11 protein-coding genes are annotated in these 12,442 nt (G+C 68.2%); 6 read left to right on the forward strand and 5 right to left on the reverse strand.

Features of this window, described 5'->3' with window-relative positions:
- Nucleotides 1-131 precede the first annotated feature (131 nt).
- A complete protein-coding gene (locus R4823_RS20740; protein ID WP_087837331.1) occupies nucleotides 132-1,508 on the reverse strand; it encodes an aminotransferase class III-fold pyridoxal phosphate-dependent enzyme in 1,377 nt (458 codons plus the stop codon).
- A gap of 492 nt (nucleotides 1,509-2,000) precedes the next feature.
- Between R4823_RS20740 and R4823_RS20745 the strand changes: the two genes are divergently transcribed.
- Nucleotides 2,001-3,365 carry a TolC family protein gene (locus tag R4823_RS20745; RefSeq protein WP_165963099.1) on the forward strand — a complete coding sequence of 455 codons (1,365 nt, stop codon included), beginning with the start codon at nucleotides 2,001-2,003 and terminating at the stop codon, nucleotides 3,363-3,365.
- Between the two features lies 1 nt (nucleotide 3,366).
- Complete coding sequence (locus R4823_RS20750; protein WP_243724456.1) at nucleotides 3,367-4,491, forward strand: ABC transporter permease; 1,125 nt, start codon at nucleotides 3,367-3,369, stop codon at nucleotides 4,489-4,491.
- Between the two features lie 18 nt (nucleotides 4,492-4,509).
- On the opposite strand, the gene R4823_RS20755 is transcribed toward R4823_RS20750, so the two are convergent.
- The 4 genes from R4823_RS20755 to R4823_RS20770 all read right to left on the reverse strand — a co-directional run bounded on the left by R4823_RS20755 (nucleotide 4,510) and on the right by R4823_RS20770 (nucleotide 8,263).
- The gene (locus tag R4823_RS20755; protein WP_243724457.1) at nucleotides 4,510-5,370 is read right to left on the reverse strand and encodes a fused MFS/spermidine synthase; all 861 of its coding nucleotides are present in this window, start codon (nucleotides 5,368-5,370) and stop codon (nucleotides 4,510-4,512) included.
- Between the two features lie 36 nt (nucleotides 5,371-5,406).
- Nucleotides 5,407-5,835 (reverse strand): RcnB family protein, encoded by a 429-nt coding sequence (locus tag R4823_RS20760; protein WP_207958613.1) that lies wholly within the window; start codon nucleotides 5,833-5,835, stop codon nucleotides 5,407-5,409.
- Nucleotides 5,836-6,066: 231 nt separating this feature from the next.
- Nucleotides 6,067-7,092 carry an aromatic ring-hydroxylating dioxygenase subunit alpha gene (locus tag R4823_RS20765; RefSeq protein WP_087837334.1) on the reverse strand — a complete coding sequence of 342 codons (1,026 nt, stop codon included), beginning with the start codon at nucleotides 7,090-7,092 and terminating at the stop codon, nucleotides 6,067-6,069.
- 7 nt (nucleotides 7,093-7,099) lie between these two features.
- Complete coding sequence (locus R4823_RS20770; protein WP_130360867.1) at nucleotides 7,100-8,263, reverse strand: ABC transporter substrate-binding protein; 1,164 nt, start codon at nucleotides 8,261-8,263, stop codon at nucleotides 7,100-7,102.
- Between the two features lie 145 nt (nucleotides 8,264-8,408).
- Between R4823_RS20770 and R4823_RS20775 the strand changes: the two genes are divergently transcribed.
- The 4 genes from R4823_RS20775 (at nucleotide 8,409) to R4823_RS20790 (ending at nucleotide 12,336) form a co-directional block, all read left to right on the forward strand.
- On the forward strand, nucleotides 8,409-9,323 hold the full coding sequence (locus R4823_RS20775) for a LysR family transcriptional regulator (RefSeq protein WP_087837336.1): 915 nt from the start codon (nucleotides 8,409-8,411) through the stop codon (nucleotides 9,321-9,323).
- 74 nt (nucleotides 9,324-9,397) lie between these two features.
- Nucleotides 9,398-9,859, forward strand: coding sequence for a MarR family transcriptional regulator (locus R4823_RS20780; protein ID WP_087837337.1), 462 nt, complete (start codon nucleotides 9,398-9,400; stop codon nucleotides 9,857-9,859).
- A gap of 156 nt (nucleotides 9,860-10,015) precedes the next feature.
- Nucleotides 10,016-10,441, forward strand: a complete 426-nt coding sequence (locus tag R4823_RS20785; RefSeq protein WP_087837338.1) for an organic hydroperoxide resistance protein — start codon at nucleotides 10,016-10,018, stop codon at nucleotides 10,439-10,441.
- Nucleotides 10,442-10,530: 89 nt separating this feature from the next.
- Entirely contained in the window at nucleotides 10,531-12,336 is a 1,806-nt protein-coding gene (locus R4823_RS20790) for an alkaline phosphatase D family protein (RefSeq protein ID WP_338615971.1), read from the forward strand.
- Nucleotides 12,337-12,442: the final 106 nt, after the last annotated feature.

Genomic DNA, 12,442 nt, shown 5'->3' on the forward strand with positions numbered 1-12,442 from the left:
CGCCGCTGGCGGTCACCCACGCAGAAAAGCCTTGGGGCGGGCAAGCCAGGAAATGGCCTACCAGCCCCTCGGGTTCCAACCTGTTCAGGTACGGCCGCAGGAAGTCCGGGGTCGCCCCCGGACCGGCAACCTCAACCGCCGTTCTTTGCACGAGTCAGCAACTGGTCGAGCAGCGCCAGTCCCTGGTCGATCTCTTCCGGCGTGATGTGCAGCGAAGGCGCGAACGTGATGACGTTCTTGTAGTAGCCGCCGACGTCCAGGACCAGGCCCATCTTCTTGCCCTTGTAGTCCAGGTCGCCGGACAGGCCGATGTCCACCATCCGGTCCAGCAGCGCCTTGTTGGGCGTGAAGCCGTCCTCGGTGCAGATCTCGGCGCGCAGGGCCAGGCCCAGGCCGTCGACGTCGCCGATCTCGCGATGGCGCTTCTGCAGGTCCTTCAGGCCCTCCAGGAAGTGCTTGCCGCTGGCCATCACCATGGCCTCGTAGTCGACCTCGGCCAGCATCTTCATGGTTTCCAGGCCGACGGCGGTGCCGAGCGGGTTGGAAGCGAAGGTGGAGTGGGTCGATCCCGGCGGGAACACCGTGGGGTTGATCAGCTCTTCGCGCGCCCACAGGCCGGCCAGCGGGTTCAGGCCGTTCGTGAGCGCCTTGCCGAAGACCAGCACGTCGGGCTTGACGCCGAAGTGCTCGATGGCCCAGAGCTTGCCGGTACGGTAGAAACCCATCTGGATTTCATCGACCACCAGCAGGATGCCGTATTGGTCCAGCACCTTCTTCAGGCCCTTGAAGAAATCGGGCGGGGGCACGACGTAGCCGCCGGTGCCCTGGATGGCCTCGACGTAGAACGCGGCGTATTCGGCCTGGCCCACCTTCGGGTCCCAGACGCCGTTGTATTCGGTCTCGAACAGGCGGGCGAAACCGGCCACGCAATGTTCGCTGTATTCCTCGGGCGTCATGCCGCGCGGGCGGCGGAACGGATACGGGAACGGCACGAAGTGGGCGCGCTCGCCGAAGTGGCCGTAGCGGCGGCGGTAGCGGTAGCTGGAGGTGATGGCCGAGGCGCCCAGGGTACGGCCGTGGTAGCCGCCCTCGAAGGCGAACATCAGGCTCTTGCCTTCCGTGGCGTTGCGCACCAGCTTGAGCGAGTCCTCGACGGACTGCGAGCCGCCGACGTTGAAGTGCACGCGGCCCTTGTAGCCGAACTTGCGCTCGGCGTCCTGCGCGATGACCTTGGCCAGCTCGATCTTGGTCGGATGCAGGTACTGGCTGGCGACCTGGGGCAGCACGTCCAGCTGCTTCTTGAGCACGTTGTTCAGGCGCTCGTTGCCATAGCCGAAGTTGACGGCCGAATACCACATCTGCAGGTCCAGGTACGGCGTGCCCTGGGCATCGTACATGTAGCTGCCTTCGCAGCGATCGAAGATCTTCGGCGGATTGACGTAATGGACGGTATCACCGAACGAGCAGTATTGCGCTTCGTCGGCAAGCAGTTGGGATTCGGAGCTCATTAAGGGAAACCTCGGGGGAGATCAGTTGCGGCCGCGGGCCTTGTGGGCTGGGCGCCCACCGCTTATCGTTCTGGGAAGTACACGGGAAAGTCCCCGGCGACCTTCCCGACCCTCCGCCGTTGCGCAGTATCGCAGAAAAGCCGTGGACTGCCATCGTCGACACGGCCGGTGGGCTGCGCCTGTTGCAGGAGGCGCATAGGGTAAACGGCCATGGTGGACATTTCCATTACCATTCAGTAAGACGCTCCTGCCGCGGAATTATAGCTGCCCGGCGCCCGATATATCGCGCCGCTCGCGCCCGATGCCCAACAGACAGTAAGATCACGCCTGTCGCGATTTCGCCCCTCGTCGCCGGGGCCGCTTACCGCCTCCACGCCCCACAGCTCCTCTGCGCGCCTGGCCATGCCCTTTTCCCGTATTCCGCAGTGCCCTCCTTTTCGCCCCGGCCTCCGATGGGCGCTGGTCCTGGCGGCCGCCGCCCTGGCCGGCTGCGTGAGCGTTCCGGCCCCGGACCTGCATGCCGACGTCCCCGCGCAATGGAGCAATGCCGCACCGGGCGCGGCCGCACCCGCGCCCGCCGAATGGTGGAAGGCGTTCGGCGACCCGCAGCTCGACGGCCTGGTGGAGCAGGCGCTGGCCGGCAACCTGACCATCGCCGAGGCCCATGCCCGCCTGCAGGCCGCGCGCAAACTGCATGACGCAGCCAACGCGCCCTACCTGCCCAACCTGAATTTCCGCACGCGCGACGCGGTCGCGGCCGACGCCAGCAGTTCGTACTTCCAGGCCGGATTCGACGCCACCTGGGAATTCGGCCTGTTCGGGCGCGGCGAAAGCGCCGAACGGCAGGCCCGCGCCAGCGTGGACGCGGCCGCCGCCACCTTGCAGGGCGCGCGCGTCAGCGTCGCCGCCGAGGTCGTGCGCGCCTGGCGCGAGCTGCGCAGCGCCCAGGCCCGGCAGCGATTGCTGAAGGAAGCGGTCACTCTGCAGGAACGCCAGGTAGAACTTGTCTCGCTACGGGAACGTACGCGCCTCGCGTCGCGCGTGGACGTCGAGCGGACCCAGGCCGCGCTGGAACAGGCCCGGGCCTCGCTGGCCGACCCCGGCATGGCCGTGCGGCAAAGCGCGCTCAAGCTGGCCGTGCTCCTGGGCCGCCACGAGCCCGACCCCGCCTGGACCCGCGAGCCGGCCGTCGCCACGCCCCCTGCCACGCTGGCCGCGATCGCCAGCACGCCCGCCGACATGCTGCGCACCCGTCCCGACGTCCAGATGGCCCAGGCGCGCGTGCTGGATGCCGCGGGCGCGCTAGGCATCGCCCGGGCCGACCTCTACCCCCGGCTGGGCATAGGCGGTTCGCTGACGGTGGCCAGCAACTTCGCCAACAACTTCAACCGGCGCAATACGCCTACCTATACCCAGACGATCTTCTCGCTGGGGCCGCTGATCGACATCCCGCTGTTCGACTGGGGCCAGCGGCAGGCCGCCGCGCACGCCCGCAGCGACGAACTCGATGCCGCCCTGCTGGCCTACCGGCAGGCCGTGCTGGAAGGATTGTCCGAGGCCGAGTCGGCGCTGATCGAACTCGACCACTACCGGCAACGCCGCGAAGCCGAGGAACGCGCGCTGCAAGCGATCGGCCGGGCCGCCGACCACGCCGGGCGGCTGACGGCCTCGAAGCTGTCGAGCGAATTCGACAACGCCGACCTCGCCTCGCGCCGCATCCAGGCCCAGCTGGCGCTGTCGGCCACCACGCTGGCGCGGGACCTCGCGTTCATCTCGCTGCACAAGGCCGTGGGCGGCGCCCCGGCCTGGCGCGGCGAGGAACAATCCTCCGCCGCCGCTTCCCCCCACGATCATTGACATGCTCGCACGCAAGACTCTCATCCACGAATGGCCGCGCTTCCTGCCGGCGGTGGTGGCGGTGGCCTTCTCGGGCCTGCTGCTGCTGGCCCAGGCCAGCCTGGTACTGGGCATCTTCGGCAACGCGGCGGTCTACATCACCGCGTCCGACGCCGACATCTGGATAGGCTCGCCCGGCACGCAAAGCATCGACCAGGGCCTGCCGCTGAACCCCGACATCGAGATGCCCCTGCGCATGGACCGCGGCGTCGCGGCCGTGGAACCCTTCTACCTGCGCTCGGCCGAATGGCGCAGCCCCGAGGTGCATGGCGGGATGAGCGTGGCCGTCTCGGGCGTGGACGTCCGGCCGGGCAGCATGCTTTTCGCGCGCCTGCTGTCGCCCGAGATGCGCGAACGCCTGGCCGAGATCGGCACCATCGTCGTGGACCGCGCCGACCTGCACAAGCTGGGTACGCGGCAAGGCGGACAGGCGACGCTCAACGGCCATCCGGTGCGTGTCATCGGCGTCATCAGCGGCCTGCGCGCCCTGGACGGCGCCAACGTGCTGGCCTCGTCCGACACGGCGCGGCTGATCAGCACCCCGGACGAAGGCGACCTGCCCACCTACTTCGTCGCCAAGGTGCGCAACCTGTCGGAAGCCGAAGCGGTGCGCGAACGGATCGCGAACCAGCGCAGCTTCGGCGCCTACGAGGTCTGGAGCAGCAAGGAGTTTTCCAAGAAGACGCAGCTGTACTGGCTGCTGCAGACGGGCGCCGGCGCCGGCGTGCTGTTCCTGGCCGGCGTGGTGTTCCTGGCGGGCGCAGCCATCACCAGCCAGACCCTGATCGCCGCCATCGCCGGCTCCATGCGTGCCTACGCCACGCTCAAGGCCATGGGCGTCAGCGCTTCGTCGCTGCGCACGGTGGTGCTCAAGCAGGCGTTCGGCGTGGGCGTGACCGGCACCGCGCTGGCCGCCATCCTGTGCGTCGTCCTGCTCACGATCGCGCGCGGGCAGAACGTGCCGGTGCGCATGACGCCCGCGGTGGCAACGGTGTGCGCCATCCTCGTCATGGCGATCGCGCTGATCTCCGGGCTGTTCGCGGTCCGGCGCCTGCATCGCGAGGATCCGGCATCGCTGCTGCGCTGACCAAGCGGTAAGGCCGCCTCAGTCGCGCAGCGGCCGCGCGTCCTGGGGCCAGTCGGGGCGGGTCGAGAACATCGGCAGCAGGCGATCGGGATCGATGCCCATGGGGGCCAGGGCGGGTTGCAACGAACGGGCGCGCGCCGCCACCTCCTCCTGGCCGGGCAGCGCCCCGGCCGAGGCCAGGACCACCCGGTTGGCGCCGCGCAGGTTGTAGAACGGCCCGAACACCTCGGCATACGTCGCCGATTCGCTCGCGTACGAGCCGCTGGACGCGAACGTGTTGGCCGCCAGCACGCCGTCGGGCCGCAGGATGGACCGCACCTCGCGGATGAACTCCACGGTCGACAGGTGCCGGGGAATGTAGGTCTCGTCGAAGGCATCGAGCATGACGATGTCGTAGCGGTCGCCGCGACGGGCCGCCGCCTCTACGAACGCACGTCCGTCGGCCACTTCCACTCGCATGGACGGCCCCGTCCGGAAGCCGAAGAAGCGTTCGGCCACGCGGGCCACGGCGGGATCGATCTCGACCACGTCGATGCGGGCCTTGGGCACGACCCTGGCCAGCGCCATGGGCAGGCTGCCGCCGCCCAGGCCGATCACCAGGATGCGTTGCGGGTCCGGGCGCAGGTACAGCGAGGCCATCATCATCCGGGTGTAGTCGAACAGCAGCTGTTCGGGCCGCGCCGGCAACTGGCAGGTCTGGCGCCCGGGCGCATGCACGCTGCCGAACTTCATGCAGCGCTCGCCCCGGGACTCGTAGACGACGATGTCCTCGAAGGCCGATTTTTCGTTGTGGAGAATGGTCTGCGCCGACAGCGGCGTTGCCGCCGCCAGCGCCAGGACCGCCACGCGCGCCGCGAGGCGCGTATGCCGCATGGACATGGATTCCCGCTCCGATGTCCTCGCGGACAAGGGCCGTCAGTTGTTGAGGATGATGCTGGCAATCACGCCGGAAGCGATCGCGACCAGCAGGTACTCGGAACCCATCTGCACCCACTGGTAGCCCGGACGCGGCCGATAGAGCCGATGGGCATGCCAGTCGTTCACGACATAATAACCGCCGCGATGGTAGTTGGGCAGGCGGTCGCCGCGCGCCCAGCGGTGCGGCGGAGGCGGCGCCCAGCCGCGATGGACGACGCGCGGCGCATCGCGATAACCGTCGCGGTAGCCATGGCGGTAGTCGCGGTCGCGGCGGCGGTCGTCCCAATGGCGATGGCCGCCCCGGTCGTGCTTGTCGTAATGGCCGTGACCGTGGCCGCGATCCCAACGGTCTCCCTTGGCCTGGGCCGCAGCGCCCAGCGCGAGGCCGGCACAGGCCATCGCAATCACCAGCGTCTTCTTGATCATGATGTCGTTTCCTTCTAACCCGGCGCCGCCTGCGCCGCCGCGTACGCAGCGGCGAGCACACTTGGCTTTCGGCAAGCTGACTGTACACCGCGGCAATATTGATACATTGCTACATACGTAATCAAACGTGTGCGCGCGGCGGCCCCGCGGACGGAATCTCCAGGCGCGGCGCGGGCCGGGCGATGTTGCAATAAGCCGGGCGGACCGTCCCGCCGCCGCGACACGCGCCGCTCAGGCCGGGCCGCGCTCCTGCTCGAGCAGTTGCCTCAGGACGCGGCGTATGCGGATCGAGCCCGTATCAGTGGCCAGCAACACCGGCTGGGCGTCGAACAGGTCGGTGCCCCCCAGCAGCCGCTGCTGCGCCTCGATCACCGGCTTGTCCTCCTCGACGAAGACGCGCGTCATCAGCGCATGCCGCAGCCGGGTCATGTCCTCGTCGTCCTGCCGGTACTCGCGCGTCAACCAGTACCAATAGTGGGACGAGGTCCGCGTCTCGGGCGTGACGATATGGGCATTGAAGGTACGCAGGCCCTGCTCGGCGGGCGCGCCCATGGGCGTGACGCTGATATCCAGCTTGAGCAGTCCGGCGGGACTCCAGGTCACGCGATTGACGAAGTCCACGGGCACGCCCGGCTGCGGCAGGAAACGGTCGTAGACCGGCGGCGCCGGCTGTCCCTGGCTGCGCAGTTCGATGACCACCTCGGTGCCCTGCTCGGATACGACAGGACGGTTCTCGACGAAGGCGCCGCCGCCCAGCGTGGTCGCATGCAGATACTCGACATGGCTGAGGTCGGCGACATTGTCGACGATCAATTGGTAATGGCAGGCCGAGGGCATGGCGCCGCGCGACTGCGCGGTGGCAGGCACGCGCGCCATGTGGCCCAGGTCGGGCACGCGGGCGGCGTCGGCGGCCTCAGGCACTCCCATCCAGATCCACAGCACGCCGTCGCGCTCGGCCATCGGAAAGGCCGGTACGCCGGCCTTGGCCGGGATGGCGCCGTGCGGGTTCTCCACGCAGCGCCCGCCGGCATCGAAGCGCAGGCCGTGATAGATGCAGCGCAGCGTATCGCCGGCCAGCGTGCCGCGGCTGAGCGGCGCCACCCGATGCGGGCAGCGGTCCAGCAGGGCGACGGGCGCGCCGTCCCCGCGGCGGAACAGCACCACCGGCTGCTCCAGGAAGGTGCGCGGCAGCAGCGTCCCGGCGGGGAGCTCCTCGCTCCAGCCCGCCATGTACCAGCAATTTCTCAGGAACTCCATGCCATCCTCACGACATGCGGCATTGCGCGTGGAAACTGTCCTTGGCGTCGGACAAGGGCTTGGACACGGTCTTCAGGCTGACCCGCCCCTGAGCATCGCGCGCGGCCACGAACATGTAGAAATCCTGGATCGGGTAGTTGTTGGTGTTGAAGCGGAAATTGCCGCGCACCGACTTGAAATCCGCCGCCCGCAAGGCCTTGCCCAAGGCCTGCTTGTCGTCCACCTTGCCGCCGGTGGCCTTCAGCGCCGAGCCGATCAGCCGCGCGGAATCGTAGGACTGCGCCGCGTACTCGGACGGAATGCGGCCGTACTTGGCCTCGAAGGCTGCGACGAACTGCCGGTTCTCGGCATTGGGCAGGTCGGGCCCCCAGTTGCTGCTGTTGAACACGCCCAGCGCGGCCTCCTTGAGGGCGGGCAGGTTGGTGCCGTCGGCCGCCGCATTGGTCAGCAGCGGGATCTTGCCCAGCAGGCCTGCCTGCCCATAGGCACGCACGAAGGCCACGCCGTTGGCGCCCGGGTAGAACGCATAGACCGCGTCCGGCCGCGCGGCCGCGATGCGGGTGATCTCGGCCGAGAAATCCAGCTGGGCCAGCGGGGTGTAGATCTCGTCGGCCAGCGGCTGGCCGTAGTTGCGCTTGAAACCGGCCACGAAATCCTTGCCGGCCTGGTAGTTGGGCGCGAGCGCGATCACGCGCGCATAGCCCTGCTGCCTGGCATAGGTGCCGCTGGCCTCGGCGAACTGGTCGTTCTGCTTGGCCGCCGAAAAGAAGAAAGGCGAACAGGCGGATCCGGCCGTGGGCGACGGTCCGGCGTTGCCGGACACCATGAACACCTGCGCCGCGGCGAATTTGCGGGTCACCGCCATCGCCACGTTCGAGAACGTCATGCCGGCCACCAGCGCCACTTTCTCGCGCTCGATCAACTCGTCGGCGATCTGCGTCGCGACCTCGGGCTTGAGCTGGCTGTCCCGGCGCACGATGGCCACGGGAATGCCACCCAGCTTCCCGCCTTCCTGTTCCACCGCCAGCATGAAGCCGTCGTACATGTCCTGGCCCAGCATGGCCTGCGGACCGGACAGTTCTCCCATGAAACCGATCCTGACCTGGGCCTGCGCCCCCGAAGCCAGGCACGCCCAGGCCAGCGCCGCGGCCAGCGGATATCTTGCTTGCATGCATCGTCTCCTGTCGGCGCCTGGCGCCTCGTTCTTGGCTGGCCCCCCGGTCGGGGGCCCAGCCAGCAATCTAACGGCGCCAACAGAATTCCAATAGCAAATATTTCTAATATCGACTATTTGATATTCAGATAATATCCGCGACATGAAGACCGACCTGAACCTGCTGCGCGTGCTGGTCGCCATCTACGACACCGGCAGCGTCAGCGCCGCCGCGCAGCGCCTCGCCATGAGCCAGCCGGCCGCCAGCGCCGCGCTGTCGCGCCTGCGCGCATCCCTGGGCGACCAGTTGTTCGTGCGGCGCGGATCCCGCATGGAAGCCACGCCGCGCGCACAGCACATCATTGCCCGCACGCGCGAGGTCATCCAGGTCATCGACCACGAGATCCTGCCCAACCCCGAGTTCTCGCCGTCCCGCTTCGACGGCGAACTCACGCTGTGCATGAGCGAGATCGGCGAGGCGGTCTTCCTGCCCGCCCTCTACCGGCGCATCCGCGCCGAGGCGCCCGGCGCGCGCCTGCGCACCATCGGCCTGCTGCCGGCCGAACTGGAAGGCGCCCTGTACGAAGGCCGCGTCGATTCGGTGCTGGGCTACTTCCCCGACCTGCAATCCCACTTCATCTTCCAGCAGCGGCTGTATTCGCACGACCTGACCTGCCTCGTGCGCCAGGCCCATCCACTGGCCGGCCCGCGCATGACGCTGGACGAATTCCTGGGCATGGACCACGTGCTGGTGCGCGACGACGGGCGCAGCCAGGAAATGTTCGAGCAGGAACTGGCCGCCCGCGGCATCGAGCGCAAGATCGCGCTGCGCACCTCGCACTACATGAGCCTGGGCACGCTGATCAACGACAGCGACCTCATCGTCGTGCTGCCGCGCGCGGTGGCCGAACTGCACGTGCGCAGCGCCAACGCGCGCATCGTCGAACCGCCCTTCCCCATCCGCCGCTACGACCTCAAGCAGTACTGGCACCGGCGCTTCCACGACGACCCCAAGAGTATCTGGCTGCGCACGCTCATCCAGGGCGTCCTGGGAGAACCGGCGCCGGCCATGCCGTGACGGCACCGGCATGCGGCATGTTTCCATCAATTAAATCGCTTGCGATTTAATTTTTCGCTATCTATAATGCCGGCATGAATGCGAAACCCCAAGCCGCCGCCAGGTCCGCGCCGCTGTCGCTGGACAACCAGCTCTGCTTCGCGCTGTACTCCACCAACCTGGCGATGAACAAGCTCTACCGTCAGTTGCTGGGCAAGCTGGAGCTCACCTATCCCCAGTACCTGGCCATGCTGGTGCTATGGGAACGGGACGGCCTGACGGTTTCCGAGCTGGGCCAGCGACTGTTCCTGGATTCCGCCACGTTGACGCCCCTGCTCAAGCGGCTCCAGGCCATGGAATTGATCGCCCGCACGCGCGGCAAGGAAGACGAACGCCAGGTGCTCGTCACGCTGACGCCGAAAGGCCGGGCGCTCAAGGCCAAGGCCGCTTCGGTTCCTTCCGCCGTCCTGTGCGCCAGCGCATGCACCCCTGCCCAGCTCGCCGCCACCAAGCAGCAATTGGAGGCCCTGCGGGACAGCCTGTTGAAGAACGGCTGAGACATGGCGGCCCAACCGGAGATCCGCATGGCGCGTCACGGCATTTAAATAGCACACGATTAAATCGCTAAATACACATGTAGCCGGTCGGGGTGGCGGCCGACTGCATCCCCAACCGCCACCCATGGCTCTGCGAGCCCTTCCAGGAGTTTCATCATGCCCATCGAAAAAGTCCTCTATGTTGCCCACGCGACGGCCACCGGCGGCCGGGACGGCAAGGCCGCCTCTTCCGACAACGCGCTGGACGTGCGCCTGTCCACGCCCAAGGAACTGGGCGGCGCGGGCGGCCCCGGCACGAATCCGGAACAGCTGTTCGCTGCCGGCTACTCGGCATGCTTCCTGGGTGCGCTGAAGTTCGTCGCCGCCAAGGAGAAGGTCGGCCTGCCAGCGGACACGCAGATCGAAGGCGCGGTGGGCATCGGTCCCATTCCGACCGGTTTCGCGATCGAGGTGGAACTCAGGATCTCCCTGCCGGGCCTGGAGCGCGCCACGGCCGAATCGCTGGTGCAGAAGGCCCACGTCGTGTGCCCCTACTCCAACGCGACCCGCGGCAACATCGACGTCACGCTCACGGTGGTCTGACCCGCCGCGCGGCGGCGCGGATCGTTCACTTCGTTGTCACCCGCGGCGGGTAGCCTGCCCGGCGTCTTCCCCACGCGAACACGACGAACATGACCGATACTCTTGCCCGCCGCCGCTTCCTGCGCGGCGTCGCCCTGGGCGGCGCCGGCGCCGCCTCTTCCCTGGCCCTGGCCGCCTGCTGCGGCGGCGACGATGACCATCCCGTCGACGTCGGCTTCACCCATGGCGTGGCCAGCGGCGATCCGCTGGCCGACCGCGTCGTCATCTGGACCCGCGCCGTCCCGGCCGGCGGCGGCGACGTCGACATCAAGTGGGAAATGGCCACCGACGAGGCCTTCAAGAACATCGCCAAGAGCGGAGCGGCCAGCGCCCGCGCCGACCAGGACCACACCGTCAAGGTCGACGTCGCCGGGCTCGCGGCGGGGACGGTCTACTGGTACCGCTTCAAGCACGAGGACAAGGTCTCGCCCATCGGCCGCACCCGTACCCTGCCCACCGGCCCGGTCAAGCAGGCCAAGCTGGTGGTCTTCTCCTGTTCCAACTACCCGGCCGGCTATTTCCACGTCTACGCCGAGGCCGCCAGGCGCGGGGACCTCGACGCCGCCATCCACCTGGGCGACTACATCTACGAATACGGCCGCGACGGCTATGCCTCGGAACAGGCGCAGGCCATGGGCCGGCCGTCCGAACCCGCCAACGAGATCGTCTCGCTGGCGGACTACCGACGCCGCTATGCTCAGTATCGCAGCGACCCCGACCTGCAGGCGGTGCATGCCGCCCTGCCCTTCATCGCCGTGTGGGACGACCACGAGATCGCCAACGACACCTGGGAAAACGGCGCCGAGAACCACCAGCCCGATACCGAGGGCGATTTTGCGCTGCGCAAGGCGGCCGCCGTGCGCGCCTACCACGAGTGGCTGCCCACGCGACCGCAGTCGGCGCCCAACGTCATCTACCGCAGCTTCGACTTCGGCGACCTGCTGTCGCTCCACATGCTCGATACGCGCGTCCTGGCCCGCGCCAGGCAGCTGTCCTACACCCGCTACTTCGGCGCGCTGCTCGGCAATCCCGACCCCGCCGCCGGTCTCGCGCAGTTCGCCGCCGCATTCACCGCCGACGTCGCCGCGCCTGGCCGGCAACTGATGGGGCAGGCGCAGACCACCTGGCTGCGCGACCGCATGGCCGCCTCGAAGGCGACCTGGCAAATCCTGGGCCAGCAGGTGCTGATGGCGCCGGTGCACCTGCCCATGCCGGTCCTGCTGGGCCTGCTGGCCTCGACGGGCCAGTTGGGTGACGTCGAGATTCCCGCCCAGTTCGCGATGGACCCGGCCGCCTACGCCCGGCTGGTGGCTCGCCAGCAAGCCGGCGATCCGACCCTGACCCCGCAGGAACGCGCCATCCTGGCCATGCCCTGCATCCCGTACAACCTCGATTCCTGGGACGGCTATTGGGCCGCGCGCGAGACCGTGCTGGGGATGGCGCGGCAACTGGACAAGAACCTGGTCGTGCTGGCCGGGGACACCCACAACGCATGGGCCAGCGACTTGCGCGACAAGGACGGGAACGCCGTGGGCGTGGAGTTCGCCGCGTCGTCGGTGACCTCTCCCGGCTTCGAGGAATACCTGGGCGACGGCGTGCCTGCGGGCCAGTTGGCGGCCCTGCTGACCGGCCTGGCGAACCTGTCCACCCTGGCCGCGGGCAACAAGTGGGCCGGCAGCCTGAAATACGCCGACACCAGCCTGCGCGGCTACATGATCCTGACCGTCACGCCCGAACGCATCCGCGCCGACTGGCAGTACGTCGACACGGTGCATGCCCGCGACTATCGGGCGTCGCTGGGCAAGAGTCTCGCCACGCTGCCGGGCGCGTCGAACCGCAGGCTGGTCGAGGTCTGATCCCCCAAGCACCACGACAGGGTTCCGGGCGCGCCTTCATGGTGCGCCTTGACCCTTATTTGTGCATCGCAACATTTTTCTGGCGATCCGGTTTTTCAGGCGCTAC

Origin of the sequence: Pigmentiphaga sp. CHJ604 (genome assembly GCF_036972535.1) — a bacterium.
Lineage (GTDB): Bacteria > Pseudomonadota > Gammaproteobacteria > Burkholderiales > Burkholderiaceae_B > Pigmentiphaga > Pigmentiphaga daeguensis.

Excerpts from the sequence above, each read along its gene's own strand:
- R4823_RS20740 (WP_087837331.1), bottom strand. The coding sequence starts at position 1,508 with ATGAGCTCCGAATCCCAACTGCTTGCCGACGAAGCGCAATACTGCTCG.
- R4823_RS20750 (WP_243724456.1), top strand. The coding sequence starts at position 3,367 with ATGCTCGCACGCAAGACTCTCATCCACGAATGGCCGCGCTTCCTGCCG.
- R4823_RS20755 (WP_243724457.1), bottom strand. The coding sequence starts at position 5,370 with ATGTCCATGCGGCATACGCGCCTCGCGGCGCGCGTGGCGGTCCTGGCG.
- R4823_RS20760 (WP_207958613.1), bottom strand. The coding sequence starts at position 5,835 with ATGATCAAGAAGACGCTGGTGATTGCGATGGCCTGTGCCGGCCTCGCG.
- R4823_RS20765 (WP_087837334.1), bottom strand. The coding sequence starts at position 7,092 with ATGGAGTTCCTGAGAAATTGCTGGTACATGGCGGGCTGGAGCGAGGAG.
- R4823_RS20770 (WP_130360867.1), bottom strand. The coding sequence starts at position 8,263 with ATGCAAGCAAGATATCCGCTGGCCGCGGCGCTGGCCTGGGCGTGCCTG.
- R4823_RS20775 (WP_087837336.1), top strand. The coding sequence starts at position 8,409 with ATGAAGACCGACCTGAACCTGCTGCGCGTGCTGGTCGCCATCTACGAC.
- R4823_RS20780 (WP_087837337.1), top strand. The coding sequence starts at position 9,398 with ATGAATGCGAAACCCCAAGCCGCCGCCAGGTCCGCGCCGCTGTCGCTG.
- R4823_RS20785 (WP_087837338.1), top strand. The coding sequence starts at position 10,016 with ATGCCCATCGAAAAAGTCCTCTATGTTGCCCACGCGACGGCCACCGGC.
- R4823_RS20790 (WP_338615971.1), top strand. The coding sequence starts at position 10,531 with ATGACCGATACTCTTGCCCGCCGCCGCTTCCTGCGCGGCGTCGCCCTG.